The sequence below is a fragment of the Pseudomonas batumici genome (assembly GCF_000820515.1).
Classification (GTDB): Bacteria; Pseudomonadota; Gammaproteobacteria; order Pseudomonadales; family Pseudomonadaceae; genus Aquipseudomonas; species Aquipseudomonas batumici.
The window spans coordinates 1-20,507 of the sequence record NZ_JXDG01000049.1 but is presented as its reverse complement, the minus strand read 5'-3'; the positions used below and the strand labels follow the sequence as shown (position 1 = coordinate 20,507).

Below are 20,507 nucleotides of genomic sequence, written 5' to 3'. Positions count from 1 at the left end.
TCACGCCGAGTGCAAGTCGCAGGCACGGGATTGTTGACCTTGTTGGTCACGCTGATCGGCCTGCTGTTTTTCACCTTTATGTTGACCACGCTGTCGCCGGTCGATCCGGCGTTACGCATTGCCGGGGATCGGGCCAGCGAGTCGTCGCTGGCTCAGGTGCGCACCGGACTTGGACTCGACCAGCCCTGGCCGCTGCGTTTCGGCCATTACGTCAATGGCTTGGCGCAGGGTGACCTGGGTATTTCCAATACCTCCAGCCAGCCGGTGCTTGCAGATCTGCAGCGTGCGTTGCCAGCCACTCTGGAGCTCGCCACCCTGGCGATTTTGCTGGGGGCCGGTCTGGGCCTGTCTTTGGGCCTGTTCGCGGCCTGGCGACCAGGTGGCTGGGGCGATGCCTGTGTGCGGTTGTTCTCGCTGATCGGCTATTCGGTACCGGTGTTCTGGCTCGGCCTGCTGATGTTGTTGCTGTTCTACGCGAAATTGCAGTGGGCGAGCGGCCCTGGTCGCCTGGACGATGCGTTGCTGTACAGCATCGAGTTGCCCAGCGGCTGGATGCTGTGGGACACCTGGCGCTCCGGTGAGGGAGGGGCTTTGGCCAATGCCTTTGCACACCTGGTCTTGCCGGTGCTGGTACTGGCGTTTTATTCCATGGCCGGGATCTGCCGACTCACCCGTTCCGCCTTGCTCGGCGAAATGGGCAAGGAGTATGTGGTCACCGCGCTGGCCAAAGGTGCCGGTCGCGGTCGCGTGTTGTTGCGGCATGTCTTGCCGAATGTCGCGGGCACCCTGGTGGTGGTGGTCGCCCTGGCCTATGCCAGTTTGCTGGAAGGCTCGATCCTCACCGAAACCGTTTTTGCCTGGCCGGGCATCGGCCGCTATCTGACCACGGCTTTGTTCGCGGGCGATGTGCCGGCGATTCTCGGCAGCACGTTGCTGATCGGCCTTTGCTTCGTGGTGGTCAATGGTGTCACCGATGTGCTCGCCGGCATGATCGACCCGCGTACCCGGGAGTTGCTATGAGTCTTTCCGTGACTTTCGGCCGTGTGTCTGCGCGACGATTGTGGCATCGCTCGCCGGCATTGACGCTGGGCGTATCCCTGATCGTATTGCTGGTGTTGGTGGCGGTGTTCGCGCCTTGGTTGAGCCCTTTCGATCCGAACCTGCAGGACATTCCCCAGCGGCTGTTGCCACCGTCGGCCAGTCATTGGCTGGGCACCGACGGTTTTGGTCGCGATCTGTTCACACGGCTGCTCTATGGGGCGCGTCCGACCTTGCTGCTGGTGTTGCTGGTGTTGCTGCTGACCTTGCCCATTGGGGTGTTGGTCGGTGTCACTGCCAGCTTCTACGGCGGTTGGCCCGAGCGTGTCCTGATGCGCATGACCGATGTGGTCATGGCGTTCCCGCAATTGGTGTTGGCACTGGCGTTTGTCGCCATCCTCGGCCCTGGCCTGCTCAATGGTGCGCTGGCGCTTTCGCTCACCGCCTGGCCAGCATATGCCCGCCAGGCGCGGGCCGAGACCCGTGTCCTGCGTGACAGCGACTATCTCGCCGCTGCTCATCTGCAAGGTATACGCGGCGCGCGTCTGTTACTCGGTCACGTGTTGCCGCTGTGCCTGCCGTCGGTGATTGTGCGGGTGGCGTTGAATCTGGGCGGCATCATCCTGGCGGCTGCCGGGCTCGGTTTCCTCGGGCTTGGCGTGCAGCCGCCAGCGGCCGAATGGGGCTCGATGGTCGCTGATGGCAGCCGTGTCATCTTCGATCAATGGTGGGTCGCCGCGGCACCAGGTATTGCCATTCTGCTGGCGAGCCTGTCCTTCAATCTGCTGGGTGACGGCCTGCGCGATGTTCTGGATCCCCGCCATGGCACTTGATGATTCCCTGCTTGATGTACGCGGCCTGCGGGTGCGGTTTGCGGGACGAGACGGTGAGCCGGTTGAGGTGGTCAAGGGGATCGACTTCACAGTCGGCACCGAAAAGGTTGCCTTGGTCGGTGAGTCCGGCTCGGGCAAGTCATTGACCGCGCGGGCGCTGCTGGGTCTTGTTCCGCGTCCCGGTCAGGTCACTGCCGAGCATCTGCGCCTGGGGGGCAGCGAGTTGCTGGGGTTGAGTGCCAGGCAGTGGCAGGCCTTGCGCGGTACGCGGCTGTCGCTGGTGCTGCAAGATCCTAAATACTCCCTCAATCCGGTGCTCAAGGTTGGTACCCAGGTCGAGGAGGTGCTGGTGTTGCACACGCGACTGACTCGTCGCGAGCGCCGTGAGAAGGTATTGGACATGCTCGACGCAGTAGGCTTGCCGAATCCGACGGCCCTCTATGACAGCTACCCCCATGAACTGTCCGGTGGCATGGGCCAGCGGGTCATGCTGGCGGCGATGCTGATCAACGATCCTCGCCTGTTGATCGCTGACGAACCCACCTCGGCGCTGGACAGCGACCTGCGGCACCAGATGCTTGAGCTGATCATGGGGTTGGTGGAGCAGCGGGGCATGGGGCTGCTACTGATCAGCCATGACCTGCCCCTGGTCGCGAAATATTGCGATCGGGTGCTGGTGATGCACCACGGGCAGATTGTCGATCAATGCCGGGCTGCGGAACTGGCGGCTGCCAGCCACCCCTACACGCGCACCTTGTGGAATTGCCGGCCCTCGGCACTGAGTTATGGGCACTCGTTGCCGACCCTGAACCGACGCTTGCTTGAGGAGTGGTCATGAGCCTGGTGGACATCAGCACGTTGACCGTGAGTTTCAAGCGCGGTTTGGGTCATTTCACCGCACTACAGATAGAAGCGTTGCAGATCGAGCCCGGCGAATGCTTTGGTTTGATCGGCGGCTCCGGTTCCGGCAAGTCGACCCTGTTGCGGGTGCTCGCCGGACTGCACCGCGATTGGCAGGGCGGGATACGGTTGCTCGGCAGGTCCCTTAACGCTCAACGAGTTTTCACTGGCAGCTTGCGGCGAGATGTCCAGATGGTGTTCCAGGACCCTTACGCCTCGTTGCATCCCCTGCACCGGATCCGGCGTAGCTTGCGCGAGCCGCGGCAGATCAACGGGCTGCCTTTCGATGAGGCCAGCCTGGCGGCGTCATTGGCGCAAGTAGGGCTGCCTGGCGAGGTTCTGGAGCGTTACCCGCATCAATTGTCCGGCGGTCAGCGCCAACGTGTCGCCATTGTCCGCGCATTGCAATTGCAGCCCAAGCTGCTGTTGCTCGACGAGCCAACCTCGGCGCTGGATATGACCGTCCAGGCGGAAATACTCAATCTTCTCCAGGCGCTGCGCCGCGATACCGGCATGAGCATGATTCTGGTCAGCCACGATATCAACACCGTTGCACACCTCTGCGACAGGGCTTTGCTGATCAAGCAAGGATGTATTGAACAACGCCTTGATCGTGCCGCATTGATTGAGCGGGCACGTACTTCAGCTTAGGCGCGGAACCTTGATGGCCGACCACAAGGGAGTCGATCAAAACCTCGGAACAGGCCGCTCCACGACGCTCCAATATGACGACGTGTCGATAAGACTCAGGACGCGACCCTGCTCTTTGTCCAGGTTCAGGGCGCCTCGGATCAAGTCACCGGCCAGCCAACTCGGTGTGTTAGCCGCCAGCACTCTACCTTCGGCATTGAGTAGCAGTGCCTCGTTGCTGACTCGCATAAGACTGCGCACAAGCAAGGGCTCCAAGGAGTGCAGAGAAATATCGGCCGCGGCTACGCCAATAAAGCGATCCTCAAAAAAAATAGGGACCGAAAAGGCAACGATGTACTGCTCCGTGCCGTACAAGTCCACGAAAGGACCGTCTATGGAGGGCCGCCGAGTTTGCTGGGGACGGGTGTACCAGGGCATGTGCAGGTAATCGTAAAAACGATCGCTGTGACTGTTGAGGTTCAGCATCAGAGGCTGGATCTCTTCCTTCTGGGTTCGGCACCACCACTCCAGATGCATCTCGCGATCTTCCAGCTCACCAGGTGCGAAGACAACGCCTGCACCATGAAACTTGACGCTCTCCGAGTTCAGGATTTGCCGGATTATCGGCCGCAATGACTTGAGGTCGCCTTGGCCGGGGCGCTTCGTTTTACAACGCGAATGTTCCCAAATGCTCAACACTTGGGCGCTCACGTCGTTGAGCCCCTTGAATACGTTACGGATGGAAGCGTTGATCAACGTGGCGCATTGGGACAACTCGTTTGCTGGCATTTCGTTAGCCATGGCTCTACCTCATGACTCAGAGAGGACAATGCGGTGTCTGCAGCCGACGGAGTACGCGACGCCTCGCTGCATAACGAGCGGGTAGCTTGGCAAGTTTCGTTCCATTCATGAGTCGCCTTCTGCCATTTGTTGTAGTCGTAGGGTGCTCAGGCGGCGAACGCCTCGTGTGACATGGGCTTCTGCCAGTGCGCCGGCCAGATTGGCATCGTTCGCCACGATGGCTTCCAGGATAGCCCTGTGTTCCCTTTCGATGGCTAGTGGATCCGGTTGGCCGGCAAATGGCAGCCATAACAATTCCCCGAGCTCTGCCTGCAAGCGTGCTTCGCTGTGAGTCAGGCGCACAGACTGCGCTGCCACGGCTATTTCGATATGGAACCTGGCGTCGGCGCGCCGGCGTTCTCGTCGCTCTTGAGCCTTGGCCAGGGCGTCGATAAAGCTGCCCAGCTTTGCATGTTGCTCAGGTCCGGCGCGTTGAGCCGCCAATCGGGCGGCCGCGCCTGAAATGGCCGCGTGTTCATCGGCGAGGTCGCGCAGTTCAAGCGTGCTGATTTCACGCAGTTGATTGAACAGGGACTGATCCGAGGTTTGCGGCGCAGCGCAGATGAAGCTCCCGCCGTTACGTCCGCGCCGGGTTTCGATCACCCCGCGTGTGCGCAAGACCGCGAGTGAATCTCGCAGAGTGACCGTGGCAACGCCGAGTTGGGTGGCCAAGGCACTTTCATTGGGTAGCTGCTCACCTTCCGCGAACAGGCCCAGGTCGATCATTTCTATCAGACGACGGGTAACAGACTCCGTTTTCCCTTCCTGGTTAAGGTGTATGAGGCTCGAAGTAGGGCTCATGGCTGATTCATTCATGGGCGGCGCCGTTTACGTCTGTGGCAAGAGTCCGATGTAGCGTCAAACGCGTACGGTCGTATGCATTTTTTAAAATTCTATTCCATATTTCATACTGGTTTTTGTGCATATCGCTTAGAAATTCTAGAGTTTTTTTGCATAAAAAGTCAAAAAACCTGCTTTTTCGTCGCTTTCCCGGGGGGTTCTCACAGCTTAAAAGATATGGTTCCATATGTATTAGCGATTCAAGATCGCCCCATCCGAACCTAGGAGCACTTTTAACCATGAGTCAGTTGACCCGATCAGAGTGGGAGGCGAGAGCCAAGACGCTGAACATCGAAGGGCGAGCCTTTATCAATGGCGAATATGTGCCGGCCCGTTCAGGTGCCACCTTCGAGTGCATAAGTCCTATCGACGGGCGTCTGCTTGGCCTGGTCGCGAGTTGCGGTCCCGCGGATGCCGATTTTGCGGTAGCCAGCGCCCGCTCGGCGTTCGAGTCCGGTGTTTGGTCACGCCAAGCGCCTGCAAGACGCAAAGCCGTGATGGTGCATTTTTCCGAGTTGTTGCAGGCCCATGCCGAAGAACTGGCGCTGCTGGAAACCTTGGACATGGGCAAGCCGATTTCCGATGCGCTGTCTGTCGATCTCCCGGGGACCATTGACAGTATTCGCTGGTGCGGTGAGGCGATCGACAAGGTCTACGATGAAGTGGCGGCGACGCCGGAGGATCAGCTCGGGCTGGTTACCCGAGAGCCGGTAGGGGTGGTCGCTACCATCGTGCCGTGGAATTTCCCACTGATGATGGCGTCCTGGAAGTTGGGGCCGGCGCTGGCAACCGGTAACTCGGTGATCCTCAAACCCTCGGAGCGCTCTCCACTGACGGCTATCCGTATCGCCCAGCTCGCTTTGGACGCCGGTCTGCCAGCGGGTGTCCTCAATGTTCTGCCGGGCTATGGCAACACCGTGGGCAAGGCCTTGGCCTTGCACGCTGACGTTGATGCCTTGGCATTTACCGGTTCTACCCAAGTGGCCAAGCAATTGCTGGTTTATGCGGGGGAGTCGAATATGAAGCGGGTCTGGCTCGAGGCCGGCGGCAAGAGTCCCAACATCGTGTTTGCCGATGCTCCCGATCTGCAGGTGGCGGCCGAAGCGGCCGCGACTGCCATCGCCTTCAACCAGGGCGAGGTGTGCACCGCCGGTTCACGTTTGCTGGTGCAGGCGTCCATCAAGGAGCGTTTTGTACCGATGGTTGTCGAGGCCATGAAGGGGTGGAAGCCAGGCCATCCGCTCGACCCTGATACCAACGTCGGAGCATTGGTGGACGACCGTCATCTGCAAGGCGTGTTGCAGTACATCCAGGAGGGGCAGAGACAAGGTGCGCAGTTACTGCTGGGGGGGCACGCGACAGGCGTGGAAACCGGCGGCAGCTATGTCGAGCCAACCCTGTTCGACAACGTCAGCAACTCGATGAGTATCGCTCGGGAAGAGATCTTCGGTCCCGTATTGTCAGTGATCGAATTCGACGAAGCCGAGGACGCGGTACGCATCGCCAATGACACTCCTTACGGGTTGGCGGCAGCCGTCTGGACGGCTGACCTGTCTCGAGCCCACAAGATGGCCCGCGCACTTCGTGCCGGGAGTGTTTGGGTCAACCTCTACGATGGCGGCGACATGATGGCGCCATTCGGTGGTTATAAGCAGTCCGGCAATGGTCGCGACAAATCTTTGCATGCGTTCGATAAGTACACCGAGATCAAGGCTACCTGGATACAACTCTGAGGCCGCCCTCGTTAACCGCGCCACGGGCGGGATGCACCGTCCGATCAACGCTCACTAGAATAAATTCCTTTTTGAAGGATGTCTGAATGAACAGCTCAATAAGTGCCACGGTGGCTGTGGACCAGGATGCGGAGCAACTTCGTGCTCTTGGGTACACCTCGAATTTCGAACGCAGTATGAGCCTGTGGCAGAACTTTGCCCTTGGGTTCACCTACCTGTCCCCGGTGGTCGGGGTCTACACCTTGTTCGGCCTGTGCTTGGCCGCTGGTGGGCCGCCGATGTTCTGGTCCTACCTGTTGGTGGGATTCGGCCAGATGCTGGTGTGTCTGATCTTTTGCGAGGTGGTATCCCAGTACCCGATTTCCGGTGGCGTCTATCCATGGGCCCGTCGCTTGGTTGGCAAGAAATGGGCTTGGATGGTGGGGTGGATCTATGCCATCTCGCTATGCGTTACGATTGCTGCCGTCGCCTTGGGTGCTGGTCCCTACATTGCCAGCCTGCTGGGTTTCGAGTCTTCGCCGGTGACTAATACCTGGGTTGCTATGGTGCTGACAGCCATCGCAACGGTCTTGAATCTCAGTGGCACCAAGCTGTTGGCTCGGGTGGCGATGTTTGGTTTTCTTTGTGAACTGGTTGGGGCTTTGTTGATCGGTGGCTACCTGTTGATCTTCGAGCGCCACCAGCCCCTGAGTGTCTTGTTCGACACCTTTGACATCTCCATCGACGGGGCTTACTGGCCAGCCTTCCTCACCGCCTCGCTGGCGGGGATGTTCCTCTACTACGGCTTTGAAGCCTGTGGCGATGTTGCCGAGGAAACTCCGAATCCCAGCCGGCAGGTACCCAAGGCCATGCGGATGACCATTTGGATCGGCGGCGCTGCCTCGATCTTTGCAGCCCTGGCACTTATCCTTGCCGTGCCTGACATGGTCGCGGTTATTTCCGGGAAGGATAAGGACCCCATGTCCACCATCTTCGGCGCAGCGTTCGGCCCAGTTGGCTCCAGGGTCGTCATGGCGGTGATTACGGTCTCGTTCGTTTCCTGCGTGCTGAGCTTGCAGGCCTCTGCCAGTCGCTTGCTCTATGCCTATGCGCGAGACGAAATGCTTATGGGCAGCAATGTACTGAAAAAACTCTCGCCGACGACGCATGTTCCAACCGCGGCCCTGGTGGTCTGTGGCGTGCTGCCGGCAATCATCGTATGTGTCGGCTTCTATCTTCAGAATGCCATTGCCCTGGTGGTGAGCTTTGCTGCCATCGGTATCTACCTGGCCTTCCAGATGATCGTCGGTGGGGCTCTGTATGCTCGTCTGCGTGGCTGGAGGCCCAAGGGGCAGTTCAACATGGGACGTTGGGGATGGATAGTGAACATCGCTGCGCTCTGCTACGGCTTGTTCGCCATCGTCAACATGTCCTGGCCGCGCACGCCGGACGCTCCCTGGTACGTGAACTACGGCATCGTTCTTGTCGGTGCCATTGTTATTCTCGTCGGTATCGTCTACATGACCCTGTTTCGTCCCTACGAAAAGGGCCGTGCTCCAGCTTCGGATGCTTGGAGAAACCGCTAGGCGACTGCCATGCCTGCCGCCTGGCGCGGCAGGTAAGCCCATTCATCTAAGCGATGACGTTTCGAATTTCAATTGTGCAAATGTTAGATCTCTGGTGCTGACTGATGTATTTCGGTAACGGACATCGTGAACGTCAGCTTGGACTTCCCGCCGTTGGAGTAGGCGTGTGGCAGATCTGTTCTTGCCACTGCGGAGCAGCCTGCGTTAATGGTCAGTTCTGTCTCGCCCACTTTGAATTGAAGGGTTCCTTTCTCTACATGGAACAATTCAAAAGTGCCCTGCGGGTGTCCTGACGAGGCAAATGACTCCCCTGGAAACATTTCCCAGCGCCATAGCTCAATCATATTCGGGCCGGTTGTCCCGGCAAGCAGTCGTGCCGAACCGCCCAGGCTCCCGGTCCAGAGGGTAGGGATATCCTGGCTGTCGATCAGGTGGGCGGAAGGGCTGTCCGCCACATTCACGACATCCGCCACCGAAAGACCTAGCGCCGCGGCGATTTTGCACAGGATGCCGATGCTGGGGTTGGCGGTGCATTTCTCTATTTCAACGACCATACCCTTGCTGACACCCGCGCGACGGGAAAGCTCGTCCAGGGTGATTTTCTGCTTTTTTCGCTCATATTTGAGCTTGCGGGCTACCGCTTCACTGACAGCCTGAGCATCAGCGCCCGGGTAGGTCGATATATTGACTTTTTTGGTCATTGGTCGCTAGCATGTGATGAAATTTAGGGTTAAAGGGGATTCTCTGATGCTGTCCGTACTGCCGTCAATCGACCAAGATGTTGCCAATCTGGCCCCTGAGTTCAGAGCGTTGAGCATTGTGGTCGAAGCTGCACCGATCGCCAATCCGGACATCGCCAGGGAAGCTTTGGATCGAGCCTGTCAGTCAGTCGCGGCAGGAGGTGCCAGTTGGGCGGACGCTCACTTGGCTGCGTGGGCGGATCTCTTTCGAAAATTTGGTGCCAAACCGCAGCGTACTCCTTGCTCGGCTGAAGCGCTGCGCAAACGGGTTCTGCGTGACGGTAGCCTGCCGAGCATCGACCCGGTGGTGGATCTCTACAATGCAATCAGCATTGAGTATGCGGTCCCTGTCGGCGGTGAGAATATCGAAGCTTATGTGGGGTCGCCGCGCCTCGCCGTCGCTGACGGAACCGAACTGTTTGACACCATGAAAGAAGGTGCCCCAGCCCACGAGTATCCTGACTCGGGTGAGGTTGTCTGGCGAGACGACAAAGGGGTGACGTGCCGCCGTTGGAATTGGCGCCAAGGCGTCAGAACACGGCTGAGTGCCGATGCAAAGCACATGTGGTTCATTCTGGAAAGTCTGCCGGCCATGCCACTTGAGGCGTTGACGGAAGCCGGCGACAAGCTGATTGAAGGCTTGCAACTGATGATGCCGGGTGCCCAGATCGAGAGCGCACTCATTGGTTCGGATGTGACGATTTAATTGCAGAGTCACACATTGGAGGCATAACCCATGTTTACCGGCCTTAGCGCATTTCCTTTGACGCCCATGAGTGAGCTGGGTGTAGACGAAGGTGCATTTACTCGTCTTGTGGAACAATTGGTGGCTGCGAAAGTGGATTCCATTGGTGCGCTCGGATCCACCGGCAGTTACGCGTATCTTTCTCGTGCTGAGCGCTCCCGGGTCGCGCAACTGGCTGTAGAGGTTGCCGGGAATATCCCCGTCATGGTCAGTATCGGGGCCCTGCGCACGCGGGATGTCCTGTTACTGGCAGAGGATGCGCAAAAGGTCGGAGTCAAGGCATTGTTGCTGCCACCGGTTTCCTATCAGAAGCTATCGGCAGAAGAGGTTTTCTCGTTGTACGAAACGGTCACGGCCAATATCTCCATCCCGCTGTGCGTCTACGATAATCCTGGTACCGCACATTTCGAATTCACTGACGAACTCCACGGGCGTATCGCCCATTTGCCGAACGTACGCTCCATCAAGATCCCTGGCGTTCCTGAAGCGCCAGATCAGGCAAAATCACGAGTCGATCGTCTTCGAGCGCTGATTCCGGAGCACGTGACTATCGGAGTCAGTGGTGATGCACTTGCCGCAACGGGTTTGAATGCGGGCTGCGAAGCCTGGTACTCGGTCATGGGTGGCTTGTTCCCCAAGAGCGCACTGGCGATTACCCAGGCGGCGCTGTCAGGCAATGCCCAGGAGGCGACACGTCTATCAGATCGTCTAAAGCCTCTGTGGGCGCTCTTCAGGCAATTGGGGGGGGGCTTGCGTGTTGTGGCAACTGCCGCGGAGATTCGTGGGTTTTGCACCTCCCCGAGCCTGCCTTTGCCGCTCAAGGTGGTCAGTGGAGAAGGGCGTCAGCGAATTGCTTCAGTGATAGACGAGCTGGAGCTGAGTTAAGTCGGCTGTGGCGAATGCGCAGGATTGGCCGAGGTGCGCCAAGTGGAACATGGCGCACCCCATCACGGCAGAGCCTTAGCGTTTCAAAAACGTAGTGAAATGGTCTTTATGATCCTTAAGCACCTCATGAGGCAAGATTGTCGCGACGCTGCCTCGATGCTGTAGCCCATGTGAAAGTACATGGGCAAGAATTTCCTCTTTGCTCATGTCTCCAGGCTTCCCATCGGTGAAAGTAAACACCACGCGCTCGGCCAACTGCGGGCCAGTGATTGTACGGGTGTACTCGACAAACCACTGATTCGCCCTCGCAAAATTCTCTTCAAGTCGATGCAGATCTTGTCTTTTTTCGGTCACTACCGAGTCAAATTCCTCGGGTTCTCCTTGCAGCCGGGCAATGAATAGCTGGTCAACAATGTTGATATGAGCCAGCCAATAAAGTGCCTTCTCCATTTCCGTTGGAACATTCTCTGCTGCGGGAGCTTTCAAATACTTGAAAAGCTCCTTCTCGGACCATGACTTGTACTTGTAAAGCTGGTGAAGAATATTCGAGGCACTCATAACAGACTCCTGGTTTACCCAAAATTTTTTCTGTCCTGCGCACGCCTGACGATAGAGCAGGTAGGTCCCTCCTTTGATCGTCGTGGGGAGGGAGCTTAGGCACAGATGGCTGGAGGCGCGACTGGACAGGTGGAATAGTCACTATATTGACTTTTTTAGTCAATGGATGATAGCTTGAATGGGCGGCGGTAGGAGCTTTCAAGGCCGATGTGCAAACCCATCTAGCCTGGCACGGACGGTGTGCGAGACACCGATCAATATTGCGCTTGCTGATGAGAACAACCTCGTTCAGTCCTCCAGAAAGTCCCGGCATTGCCCGGGAAGGGACCGCAGTAGCAGTGAATTTCAGTAGGGCACCGTCTCGGGTACAGATGGCAGTGCTCAGAGATGGCGAGAGGGTGTCTCAAATCATGAAGTACGTCAGCACACGGACGCCTGGTAAAGAGTTCGAATTCAGTGAGGTCCTGATGGGTGCTTATGCCCCGGATGGAGGGCTTTTTGTGCCACATAAGGTGCCTCGCTTCAAAAAAGAGGACCTTCTGAAGCTTGAGTGGCTGCCATTTAATGAGCTGGCACGTCATGTAATCGAGCCTTTCATGGGCAATTACATACCTCAAGATGAGCTGTCTCGAATGCTTGAGGAAACATTTGAACGGTTCAAAAGTAAAGCGGTTGCTCCACTTTACCAAACGGCCAGCAACGAGTGGGTTTTAGAGCTGTTCCATGGCCCGGCGGGCGTTTATCAAGACTTCGGTCTCCAATTGATGTCGCGCCTGGTTGAGTACACGTTGACAAAGTCCGGTAAGCGCGCGCTGGTCATCGGTTGCACCGGCGGAGATACAGGGGCCGCGGCTATAAAAGCCTTCAATGGCATGGATGGCGTAACAGTGATTGTTCTGCATCCTTCCAAAGGAACCACGGAGGAGCATCGACGTCGTTTATTGAGCACGGCAGAAGGGAATATCGTTAATATTTCTGTCGAGGGTGATTATTCGGATTGTCATCGGCTCTGCGAAAAGATCCTGCGAGGAAGAAATGAAACCGGCCAGCAACTGATATCTTTTAACTCCATAAATTGGGTTCGGGTGCTTGCGCATCTTGCCTTCTATTTCTATTCGGCTCTTCAGTTGGGCGCACCCAAAAGAGAAATTGCCTTCAGCGTGCCCACAGGAAATTTTGGTGCTCTTTATTCAGGTTATATGGCGAGAGAGATGGGGCTGCCCATTAGGCAATTAATTGTCGCCACGAACGCCAACGCAGGGTTGCATAAATTTTTACAGTCCAATTTTTATAGTCGGACAGAGATCTGCAGTACCAAGACGCCCAGCATGAACGTGTCGTTGGCCTCAAATTTTGAGCGGCTGCAATGGAGCATCCTCAATCGCTGCGGTGACAAAGTGGCGCGGAATATGGAGCTGCTGGAGGGTGACGGTCAGATTCAATTGGAGAGGGATGAGTGGCTGGAGGCACGCAAGCTATTTGATTCGCTGGCGGTCGAGGATGCAGAAACGTTTCGTAGTATTCATGAAGTATTTGTCCAAAATGGCTACTTGATTAGCCCTAACACGGCGATTGGATTGCGAGCGGCCCGTGTCAGCAGGCGTAGTTTGCTGATCCCTATGATATGCCTGGCAACTACACATCCGGCAACAGCCGCCTCAGTTCTTGCAGAAGCGGATGTGCCCTGTCCGATCAAGGGTGCAAGTGCTCAACCCTTATCTAACGACCTATGTATTTCAATTCCCAATGATGTCGGCATCCTTATGGAAGTCATCAAGGATATATCCAAAGACACGATGTCTCGCTCGCGATAGACCTGGAGTCAGAGATGAAGCGCGTTTTAGATAAGGTCGATGAAAAAATTCTGGAAGAGTTGACGCGTAATGCGCGGCTTGCTCATAACGACATTGCCGTGAAGGTTAATTTATCTCGAAATGCCGTTAGGCTCAGGATAGAGCGGTTGGAGCGGGATGGGTACATAAAAGGCTATACCATTGTAAAAGGTGCGCCGAGCTCCGAGGTAGGGCCCATTAATGCCCTGATCTTTGTGTATCGAAAAGACCGGATGCGTGGTGCGGATGTGGTGCGTTCAATTGTGGCAATGCCTGAAATTATCTCGTGTAATGTCATGAGTGGCGACCTTGATATCGTATTGACCGTCGAAGCCAGCAGCTCGGATCGTATTCATCGGGTCTGGAATGATATCTCGGCGTTGCCAGGAGTACTTAATACGGTCACATCTTTTGTGTTGTCGTGTACCAAATAACGCGTTAGAAAAGCAAAACGCCTCCCGCGCGAGCATTTTGCTCGTAATAATGATCTGTTTGCCATATTCGGATGAGCACAGCAGCAGCTTAATATTTCGGTACCGAGAACATAACAATGAGGCCCTTGTCGTGACTGAATATAAAATTGCTCTGCTTGGCTTTGGTGGCGTAAACCGTGCTTTAGCTCAACTCATTGCGGATAAGAACGAGCGTTGGGCTTATGAGTTGGGCTTCACGCTCAAAATTGTGGGGGTCAGTGATCTTTACCTGGGTTCCATTATCAACAAGAACGGGTTGAATGCCAAAGAACTGGCTGCCGTACCGGCGACCCAAGGCGCCTTTCGCACTCTGCCAACAGGGAGTGCTGAACCTGCCAATGAGACCGTGATCCGCTTCTCGGACGCTGATCTTGTCGCTGAAGCGACCTTCACCAATCCTGTGGACGGTGAGCCTGCCACCACCTTCTGTCGCTGGGCCCTGGAAAAAGGCATCAGTGTCGTCACAACCAACAAGGGACCGGTGGCGCTGCACGCCGAAAGTCTGAAAAAGCTGGCCGAAAGAACTGGGGCACATTTCGAATTCGAAGGCTCAGTGATGAGCGGTACCCCAGTCATCCGCCTGGCCCAGGAGCTACTCGCGGGCGCGGAAATTACCGAGTTCAAAGGGATTTTGAACGGTACATCGAATTTCGTACTGTCCAGCATGGAAACGGGGCTCGATTTCGCGGATGCCGTCGCCAAAGCCCAGGAACTGGGTTACGCAGAAGCTGACCCAACGGCAGACGTGGAAGGGCATGATGTTCGTCTCAAAGTCGTGATTCTGGCCAACGAGTTCCTCGGGGCCAAGCTGACCCCGAGTGATGTTTCGTGCAAAGGCATTTCGCAAATCACGGCCGACGATATCGCCGAGGCCACGAAATCGAAGGCTCGCTGGAAACTGATTGGCAGTGCTAAAAAGCTGCAGGATGGCTCCATTTCTGCCTCGGTGAGTCCTCAACTATTACCCCAGGACGATGCGCTGGCAGGTGTAAGTGGCGCCACTAATGCAATCACGTTCAGTACCAATATTCTTGGCCCTGTAACGGTTTCGGGGGCGGGCGCCGGTCGATATGAAACGGCTTTTGCGTTGCTCTCCGATATCGTCAGCATTCATAAGAAAAAAATCAAGACAGGTAAATGATCATGAATAGCTTGAGTCTTTCGCTTGCTGCTGATTATAAAGCCATAACAGTCCTGAGCCCTTATGACGGTTCGACGGTCGGAGAGGTGACCGATGTCCCGGCTTCATCGGCCACTATGATCATTGAGACCGCGAAGCTAGGCGCGCAAATGGCCAGGGGATTACCGAGGCATGAACGTGCTCGGATCCTGGAAAAAACGGCGGCCCTGGTTGAGAGTGATAAAGATGCGTTCGCCAGTCTGATCGTTGCAGAGTCTGGAAAGACGCTTAAGCAAGCCAGGAAAGAGGTTTTGCGCTGCGTCAACACGTTGAAACTGTCTGCCGAAGAAGCCAAACGCAATGCCGGCGAAGTCATCCCATTCGACGCTTATGTCGGATCCGAGTCCCGCCAAGGTTGGTTCACCCGTGAGCCACTGGGGGTGATTGTTGCGATTACGCCGTACAACGACCCTCTCAACCTGGTAGCCCACAAGTTGGGGCCTGCCATCGCTGGCGGCAATGCTGTTGTTCTCAAGCCCTCCGAGCTCGCGCCCTTATCAGCTATCAAGCTGGTCGGTTGCCTCAATGCCGCGGGCCTGCCTACCGAGGTTGTTTCCATCGCCACTGGTGGGTCGGCCTTGGGCAAGGCGCTTGTCGCCCATCGTGCAGTGCGCATGGTTTCCTTCACGGGCGGTTTTGTGACCGGTGAGCAGATTTCCCGCAACGCCGGCCTCAAGAAATTGGTCATGGATCTCGGTGGCAATGCCCCCGTCATCGTGATGGCTGACTGCGACCTGAACGAAACGGTTGAATCTTGTGTGTCAGGGGCATTCTGGGCGGCTGGCCAGAACTGCATCGGTACTCAACGAATTCTGATTGAAGCAACGATCTATGAAGCCTTCAAAAGGCTTTTTGTTGAGAAGACAAGTGCTTTAGTCGTAGGGGACCCGGCTGACGAACGAACGGATGTTGGCCCAATGATCACTGAAGTGTCAGCAAAACGCAGCGAAGAGGTGGTCAATGAGGCTATTGATAAAGGGGCAAACTTGTTGATTGGCAACGTACGCCAAGGCTCGTTGTATTCACCCACAGTCCTGGAGAATGTAAGCCAGAACTGTAAGGTGTGGTACGAAGAGGTATTCAGTCCGGTCGTTATTCTTCAGTCTGTGGATTCGCTTGATGAAGCGCTGATACTGGCCAATGGCCCGGAATACAGTTTGCATGCTGGTATTTTTACCAGCAATTTAAAGGTTGCCATGAAAGCTGCCAAGCAACTTGAAGCAGGCGGCGTGATGATTAATGACTCATCCGACTATCGTTTTGATGCGATGCCGTTTGGCGGCTTCAAATACGGAAGCATGGGCCGCGAAGGCGTACGTTTTGCGTATGAGGATATGACGCAGCCAAAGGTTATTTGTTTGAACGGTGCTACTTGATAGTTAACAGGGATAGAGAGTTGTCCAGAGGATGAGTTCTGATCCTCGATAAGGCCCTTCTGTCTGGAAGGGTCTGGTCTATTTCCATGGGCAACTTCAGAGTCAATAACATAAAAACACAGTAACTGAAGAGGATTTAGCTATGCGTCCCGACAAAAAAAATCTAGCAACGCTATCGGTGGCTACCCTGGCTGTTCATGGCGGTAATATCATTGACGCCACAACGGGGGCGGTTCGCACTCCGTTGGTGATGGCCAACTCTTATCTGCTTCCAGACGATCCATCAACGATGGACTGGTCCAGCCCAGACGGCCTTGTATACACGCGAAATCAGGGCCATAACCAGGTGTGTCTGGAGAAAAAGCTTGCAGCGCTTGAAGGCGGTGAAGCGGCGGTTGCGTTTGCTACTGGGGTAGCGGCACTCCATTCGATATTTTTCACCTTTTTGAAAAGCGGTGGTCATATTCTTGTCAGCGATGTCACCTATGAGGCTGTCTGGCGTCTCTTTGCTGAGCTTCTTCCAGAGCGTTATGGCATTGAGGCCTCATTTGTCGATATGGGTGACTTGGAGGCGGTCCGGCAAGCTATCCGGCCTAACACCAAACTGATCCATACCGAGACCATTGCCAACCCGACGACAAAAGTGGCTGATGTTGCCGCGATCGTTGAAATCGCTCATGCGCATGGGGCACTGGCTTCCATTGATGCAACCTTTACCCCCCCTCCATTTTTCCAGGCCATCAAGCATGGCGCAGACCTGGTCGTCCACTCGTTGACCAAATATATCAACGGTCATGGGGACTCCATGGGTGGGGTGGTTATCGGTTCTACCGAACTGATCACTAAAATCAAGCACGAGGCTCTTGTTGATCTCGGTGCGATCATCTCTCCATTCAACGCCTGGATGATCATGCGTGGCTCTGTCACGTTGCCTCTGCGATTGAAGCAGCATTTGAGCTCAGCCGAAAAACTGGCTGCATTTCTTGCGTCCGATGAACGTATTGCCTACGTCTACTACCCCGGTCTGCCGTCTCACCCACAGTATGAGTTAGCCCGCCGGCAATTCGCGGGCCGCGGCTATGGAGCGATGATGGCTTTTGCTGTCAAAGGCGATCCAGACACTCAGAATCGGTTTGTTTCGAATCTGCGGATCATCACGTCCGCTGTATCCCTGGGGCACGATGAATCCTTGATCGTGCATGTGGGGGCAGAAGGTCGAGGCGGCTTTGACAAGTATCCTGAAGAGTTCCGTACCTACGGTCACCTTCGGTTTTCGGTTGGGCTCGAGGATCCAGAGGACTTGATCAAAGATATTTCCATCGCCCTGGATGAGACATTCAACTGATTTGAATGCTCTTGCTGAGGGTCCGGGTTGCGCTGGACTTTTTCATTGGAGGCCCCTACATGGCTTGGGTGTGCTTGATTTTTGCGGGATTACTTGAGGTTGTTTGGGCTTTTTCGATGAAACAATCTGAAGGCATGACGAAGCTAGGACCCACAATTGTTACTTTGGTGATGGTAATAGCCAGCTTTGCTCTTCTGTCGTTTTCGATGAAAAGCCTGCCGCTTGGCACGGCCTATACGATCTGGACGGGCATTGGTGCAGTCGGTGCGTTTGCCGTCGGTATCATGCTGTTAGGCGAGCCCGCGAGCCTGATGCGTGTTGTCGCTGCCATTTTAATTATCAGCGGGCTTGTGATGATGAAGCTGGCTTCAGTTTAAGGTTCTTCGTGGTTGATTGAATGAATCAGCTAGATAAAAATTTGTCGCGAGAGTAACTTGTCAAAGGTATGAGTGAGGGCAGCCTTATGCATGTATGGCATAAGGTTGTTCAAAAAACTTTGAATGATTTAAAAGCTTGCGGCGCTTAAGCAATATCCGTTGCTGGTGAAACATTGGTTTCTCGGTTCCTTACTCCTGCCCCTGGGGCGCGCGATCTCGTTACCCTTCCTGATTATTGATCTGAGGCTTGCTGATGATCAGCGCATGACACTATCGGATGATATCAGTAGGAGATCTTGATCTACTAATAAATGGCATTAAAAAATAATTTCCAGTCAAGCAAAATGCTCTCTGTGGAGAGCGTTTTGCTCGCAACATTGATCGGTTTGCCATATTTGGGGCAGCCCTGCATTGGAGTAGTATTTCAGTACCCAAGCATGAACGTGAGGCGCTTGTTGTGACTACGTGAAAATAGTCCTAAATCGTCGGCGCTGAAAACTAAAGCAGTGCCTGGCGACCGTCCTTGAATGGGTATATGGCTAATAAAAATGTGGCCGTCGTGTCACGGGCTAAAAAAATGCCAAAAAAATACTGCGGTCAAAGCTGTTAAATCGTTAACTGCCCTTAAATCAAACTACAATATCTAGGGATGCTCATATGATTTCGCTTCGAAAAGTTTCTGTGTTCGTACTGTTCCCGCTGTGCGTGAATATCGCGGTAGCCAAGGAATACAAAGAACTGCGATTTGGCGTTGATGCTTCTTACGCACCATTCGAGTCCAAAGCCGCCGACGGTAGCCTTACTGGGTTTGATATCGACCTGGGCAACGCAATCTGCGCTGAACTGAAGGTCAAGTGCACATGGGTCGAGAGCGATTTCGACGGCACGATTCCAGGCCTGAAGGCCAACAAGTTCGACGGTGTGCTCTCCTCTATGACGGTGACCCCTGCACGCGAAAAGGTCATCGATTTCTCGACTGAGTTGTTCTCCGGGCCAACCTCTTACGTATTCAAGAAAGGTTCTGGCCTGAGCGAGGAGGTCACTTCGCTCAAGGGCAAGAGCGTAGGTTACTTGCAAGGAAGTATCCAGGAAGCCTATGCCAAAGCCGTTCTGGACAAGGCCGGCGTGAAAACCCAGGCCTATCAGAACCAGGATCAGGTGTATTACGACCTGACTTCCGGTCGTCTCGACGCAGCGATCCAGGACATGCTGCAGGCCAAACTGGGTTTTTTGAACTTGCCACAAGGCGCTGATTACGAAGTCAGCCAGCCAGTCGACAGCGATTTGCTGCCAGCCAAAACAGCTATTGGTATCACCAAGGGCAACAAGGACCTCAGGGCCTTTTTGGATAAAGGTATCCAGGCGTTACACGATGACGGCACCTACGATTCGATCCAGAAAAAATACTTCGGCGATCTGAATCTCTACAGCGGCAAATGACGCCCTGGCGCCTGCCTGAAGGGTGGGCGCTTTTTTATCGCTATAGGTCCCTGAATCATGTTCGAAATACTGTTACAGACACTCGGGCTCTCCATGTATAGCTTGAAGGGCTTCGGTCCTCTGTTGCTGGAGGGCACCTGGATGACCGTCAAGTTATCGATACTGTCGCTGCTGTTGAGTGTCCTGCTCGGCCTGATCGGCGCCAGTGCCAAGTTCTCCAGTGTCAAACTGCTGCGGCTCCCGGCCCAGCTCTACACCACGATGATTCGCGGGGTGCCAGACCTGGTGCTGATGCTGCTGATCTTCTACAGCCTGCAAACCGGGTTGACCGTCATCACCGTGGCACTGGACTGGGAATACATCGAGATCGATCCGTTCGCTGCCGGGATCATCACCTTGGGCTTTATCTACGGAGCCTATTTCACCGAGACCTTTCGTGGGGCGATGCTCGCTGTGCCACGTGGACAGCTGGAGGCGGCCACTGCCTATGGCTTGAGTCGCGTCCAGCGTTTTCGTTTCGTGGTCTTCCCTCAGATGATGCGTTTTGCTCTGCCGGGCATTGGTAATAACTGGATGGTGATCCTCAAGGCCACTGCGCTGGTGTCGATTATCGGCCTGGCGGACTTGGTAAAGGCCGCTCAGGACGCCGGTAAAAGTACCTACCAGTTGTTCTATTTTCTGGTGCTGGCCGCGGGTATCTATCTGCTGATCACCAGCGCATCAAACTATGTCCTGCGCTGGCTCGAACGGCATTACGCAACCGGTTCTCGGGAGGCTGTACGATGATTGAACTCCTGCACAATTACTGGAAGCCTTTCCTGTATAGCGATGGCTACCACATCACCGGCCTGGCCATGACCCTGTGGTTGCTCAGCGCCTCGATCTTCATCGGTTTTCTGGTGTCGGTGCCGCTGTCCATTGCCCGGGTTTCATCCAAGTGTTATTTGCGCTGGCCGGTGCAGTTTTACACCTACCTGTTTCGCGGTACGCCGCTCTATATCCAGTTGCTGATCTGTTACACCGGGATCTACAGCCTGGCCGCGGTCCGCGCGCAACCGGTGCTCGATGTGTTCTTCCGCGATGCGATGAACTGCACCATCCTCGCCTTTGCCCTGAACACCTGCGCCTACACCACGGAGATTTTCGCCGGGGCGATTCGCAGCATGAACCACGGCGA

Annotated in this window: 21 protein-coding genes; 17 read left to right on the top strand and 4 right to left on the bottom strand. The window is 55.5% G+C overall.

Going from position 1 to position 20,507, the window contains the following annotated elements; genetic code table 11:
• The first annotated feature begins 9 nt into the window (after nucleotides 1-9).
• The 4 genes from UCMB321_RS18775 to UCMB321_RS18760 are packed head-to-tail and all read left to right on the top strand — an operon-like array spanning nucleotide 10 to nucleotide 3,422.
• Nucleotides 10-1,020 carry an ABC transporter permease gene (locus UCMB321_RS18775; RefSeq protein ID WP_040069715.1) on the top strand — a complete coding sequence of 337 codons (1,011 nt, stop codon included), beginning with the start codon at nucleotides 10-12 and terminating at the stop codon, nucleotides 1,018-1,020.
• Entirely contained in the window at nucleotides 1,017-1,871 is an 855-nt protein-coding gene (locus UCMB321_RS18770; RefSeq protein WP_040069711.1) for an ABC transporter permease, read from the top strand. Before UCMB321_RS18775 ends, UCMB321_RS18770 begins: the two co-directional genes overlap by 4 nt.
• Entirely contained in the window at nucleotides 1,861-2,709 is an 849-nt protein-coding gene (locus UCMB321_RS18765; RefSeq protein WP_040069708.1) for an ATP-binding cassette domain-containing protein, read from the top strand. Before UCMB321_RS18770 ends, UCMB321_RS18765 begins: the two co-directional genes overlap by 11 nt.
• Nucleotides 2,706-3,422 carry an ABC transporter ATP-binding protein gene (locus tag UCMB321_RS18760; protein ID WP_040069705.1) on the top strand — a complete coding sequence of 239 codons (717 nt, stop codon included), beginning with the start codon at nucleotides 2,706-2,708 and terminating at the stop codon, nucleotides 3,420-3,422. Before UCMB321_RS18765 ends, UCMB321_RS18760 begins: the two co-directional genes overlap by 4 nt.
• 36 nt (nucleotides 3,423-3,458) lie before the next feature.
• On the opposite strand, the gene UCMB321_RS18755 is transcribed toward UCMB321_RS18760, so the two are convergent.
• Both UCMB321_RS18755 and UCMB321_RS18750 read right to left on the bottom strand, forming a co-directional pair.
• A complete protein-coding gene (locus UCMB321_RS18755; RefSeq protein WP_040069703.1) occupies nucleotides 3,459-4,202 on the bottom strand; it encodes a PDC sensor domain-containing protein in 744 nt (247 codons plus the stop codon).
• A 105-nt stretch (nucleotides 4,203-4,307) separates the two neighbouring features.
• Nucleotides 4,308-5,042, bottom strand: coding sequence for a FadR/GntR family transcriptional regulator (locus tag UCMB321_RS18750; RefSeq protein WP_040069701.1), 735 nt, complete (start codon nucleotides 5,040-5,042; stop codon nucleotides 4,308-4,310).
• Nucleotides 5,043-5,320: 278 nt separating this feature from the next.
• Between UCMB321_RS18750 and UCMB321_RS18745 the strand changes: the two genes are divergently transcribed.
• Together UCMB321_RS18745 and UCMB321_RS18740 are read left to right on the top strand one after the other, a co-directional pair.
• Nucleotides 5,321-6,814, top strand: coding sequence for an aldehyde dehydrogenase (locus UCMB321_RS18745; protein ID WP_040069698.1), 1,494 nt, complete (start codon nucleotides 5,321-5,323; stop codon nucleotides 6,812-6,814).
• Between the two features lie 86 nt (nucleotides 6,815-6,900).
• Complete coding sequence (locus UCMB321_RS18740; RefSeq protein WP_040069695.1) at nucleotides 6,901-8,379, top strand: APC family permease; 1,479 nt, start codon at nucleotides 6,901-6,903, stop codon at nucleotides 8,377-8,379.
• A gap of 83 nt (nucleotides 8,380-8,462) precedes the next feature.
• On the opposite strand, the gene UCMB321_RS18735 is transcribed toward UCMB321_RS18740, so the two are convergent.
• A complete protein-coding gene (locus UCMB321_RS18735; RefSeq protein WP_040069693.1) occupies nucleotides 8,463-9,080 on the bottom strand; it encodes an XRE family transcriptional regulator in 618 nt (205 codons plus the stop codon).
• Between the two features lie 46 nt (nucleotides 9,081-9,126).
• On the opposite strand from UCMB321_RS18735, the gene UCMB321_RS18730 reads away from it, so the two are divergent.
• Complete coding sequence (locus UCMB321_RS18730; RefSeq protein ID WP_040069751.1) at nucleotides 9,127-9,825, top strand: B3/B4 domain-containing protein; 699 nt, start codon at nucleotides 9,127-9,129, stop codon at nucleotides 9,823-9,825.
• A gap of 30 nt (nucleotides 9,826-9,855) precedes the next feature.
• A complete protein-coding gene (locus UCMB321_RS18725) occupies nucleotides 9,856-10,749 on the top strand; it encodes a dihydrodipicolinate synthase family protein (RefSeq protein ID WP_040069690.1) in 894 nt (297 codons plus the stop codon).
• A 75-nt stretch (nucleotides 10,750-10,824) separates the two neighbouring features.
• Here UCMB321_RS18725 and UCMB321_RS18720 read toward each other — a convergent pair whose 3' ends face one another.
• Entirely contained in the window at nucleotides 10,825-11,307 is a 483-nt protein-coding gene (locus UCMB321_RS18720; protein WP_040069689.1) for a DinB family protein, read from the bottom strand.
• 410 nt (nucleotides 11,308-11,717) lie between these two features.
• Between UCMB321_RS18720 and thrC the strand changes: the two genes are divergently transcribed.
• From thrC to UCMB321_RS18675, 9 genes are all read left to right on the top strand, one after another.
• Nucleotides 11,718-13,121: a threonine synthase gene (thrC, locus tag UCMB321_RS18715; RefSeq protein ID WP_040069748.1), complete on the top strand. Its 1,404-nt coding sequence runs from the start codon at nucleotides 11,718-11,720 to the stop codon at nucleotides 13,119-13,121.
• A 14-nt stretch (nucleotides 13,122-13,135) separates the two neighbouring features.
• Nucleotides 13,136-13,573 carry an Lrp/AsnC family transcriptional regulator gene (locus UCMB321_RS18710; RefSeq protein ID WP_040069686.1) on the top strand — a complete coding sequence of 146 codons (438 nt, stop codon included), beginning with the start codon at nucleotides 13,136-13,138 and terminating at the stop codon, nucleotides 13,571-13,573.
• A gap of 130 nt (nucleotides 13,574-13,703) precedes the next feature.
• Nucleotides 13,704-14,753, top strand: a complete 1,050-nt coding sequence (locus tag UCMB321_RS18705) for a homoserine dehydrogenase (RefSeq protein ID WP_040069684.1) — start codon at nucleotides 13,704-13,706, stop codon at nucleotides 14,751-14,753.
• 2 nt (nucleotides 14,754-14,755) lie between these two features.
• Entirely contained in the window at nucleotides 14,756-16,168 is a 1,413-nt protein-coding gene (locus UCMB321_RS18700) for an aldehyde dehydrogenase family protein (RefSeq protein WP_040069746.1), read from the top strand.
• Nucleotides 16,169-16,310: 142 nt separating this feature from the next.
• A complete protein-coding gene (locus UCMB321_RS18695; protein ID WP_040069681.1) occupies nucleotides 16,311-17,513 on the top strand; it encodes a trans-sulfuration enzyme family protein in 1,203 nt (400 codons plus the stop codon).
• A gap of 59 nt (nucleotides 17,514-17,572) precedes the next feature.
• Nucleotides 17,573-17,890, top strand: coding sequence for a DMT family transporter (locus tag UCMB321_RS18690; protein ID WP_040069744.1), 318 nt, complete (start codon nucleotides 17,573-17,575; stop codon nucleotides 17,888-17,890).
• A 657-nt stretch (nucleotides 17,891-18,547) separates the two neighbouring features.
• On the top strand, nucleotides 18,548-19,330 hold the full coding sequence (locus UCMB321_RS18685) for a transporter substrate-binding domain-containing protein (RefSeq protein ID WP_052451307.1): 783 nt from the start codon (nucleotides 18,548-18,550) through the stop codon (nucleotides 19,328-19,330).
• Between the two features lie 57 nt (nucleotides 19,331-19,387).
• Complete coding sequence (locus UCMB321_RS18680) at nucleotides 19,388-20,116, top strand: ABC transporter permease (protein ID WP_040069679.1); 729 nt, start codon at nucleotides 19,388-19,390, stop codon at nucleotides 20,114-20,116.
• Nucleotides 20,113-20,507, top strand: a 395-nt coding sequence (locus tag UCMB321_RS18675; protein WP_040069676.1) for an ABC transporter permease subunit, incomplete at its 3' end; no start/stop codon positions are given. The genes UCMB321_RS18680 and UCMB321_RS18675, both read left to right, overlap by 4 nt.

Bases quoted from the DNA above. Each gene is read 5' to 3' on its own strand.
- UCMB321_RS18770 (WP_040069711.1), top strand. From the start codon at position 1,017: ATGAGTCTTTCCGTGACTTTCGGCCGTGTGTCTGCGCGACGATTGTGG.
- UCMB321_RS18765 (WP_040069708.1), top strand. From the start codon at position 1,861: ATGGCACTTGATGATTCCCTGCTTGATGTACGCGGCCTGCGGGTGCGG.
- UCMB321_RS18760 (WP_040069705.1), top strand. From the start codon at position 2,706: ATGAGCCTGGTGGACATCAGCACGTTGACCGTGAGTTTCAAGCGCGGT.
- UCMB321_RS18755 (WP_040069703.1), bottom strand. From the start codon at position 4,202: ATGGCTAACGAAATGCCAGCAAACGAGTTGTCCCAATGCGCCACGTTG.
- UCMB321_RS18750 (WP_040069701.1), bottom strand. From the start codon at position 5,042: ATGAGCCCTACTTCGAGCCTCATACACCTTAACCAGGAAGGGAAAACG.
- UCMB321_RS18745 (WP_040069698.1), top strand. From the start codon at position 5,321: ATGAGTCAGTTGACCCGATCAGAGTGGGAGGCGAGAGCCAAGACGCTG.
- UCMB321_RS18740 (WP_040069695.1), top strand. From the start codon at position 6,901: ATGAACAGCTCAATAAGTGCCACGGTGGCTGTGGACCAGGATGCGGAG.
- UCMB321_RS18735 (WP_040069693.1), bottom strand. From the start codon at position 9,080: ATGACCAAAAAAGTCAATATATCGACCTACCCGGGCGCTGATGCTCAG.
- UCMB321_RS18730 (WP_040069751.1), top strand. From the start codon at position 9,127: ATGCTGTCCGTACTGCCGTCAATCGACCAAGATGTTGCCAATCTGGCC.
- UCMB321_RS18725 (WP_040069690.1), top strand. From the start codon at position 9,856: ATGTTTACCGGCCTTAGCGCATTTCCTTTGACGCCCATGAGTGAGCTG.
- UCMB321_RS18720 (WP_040069689.1), bottom strand. From the start codon at position 11,307: ATGAGTGCCTCGAATATTCTTCACCAGCTTTACAAGTACAAGTCATGG.
- thrC (WP_040069748.1), top strand. From the start codon at position 11,718: ATGAAGTACGTCAGCACACGGACGCCTGGTAAAGAGTTCGAATTCAGT.
- UCMB321_RS18710 (WP_040069686.1), top strand. From the start codon at position 13,136: ATGAAGCGCGTTTTAGATAAGGTCGATGAAAAAATTCTGGAAGAGTTG.
- UCMB321_RS18700 (WP_040069746.1), top strand. From the start codon at position 14,756: ATGAATAGCTTGAGTCTTTCGCTTGCTGCTGATTATAAAGCCATAACA.
- UCMB321_RS18695 (WP_040069681.1), top strand. From the start codon at position 16,311: ATGCGTCCCGACAAAAAAAATCTAGCAACGCTATCGGTGGCTACCCTG.
- UCMB321_RS18690 (WP_040069744.1), top strand. From the start codon at position 17,573: ATGGCTTGGGTGTGCTTGATTTTTGCGGGATTACTTGAGGTTGTTTGG.
- UCMB321_RS18685 (WP_052451307.1), top strand. From the start codon at position 18,548: ATGATTTCGCTTCGAAAAGTTTCTGTGTTCGTACTGTTCCCGCTGTGC.
- UCMB321_RS18680 (WP_040069679.1), top strand. From the start codon at position 19,388: ATGTTCGAAATACTGTTACAGACACTCGGGCTCTCCATGTATAGCTTG.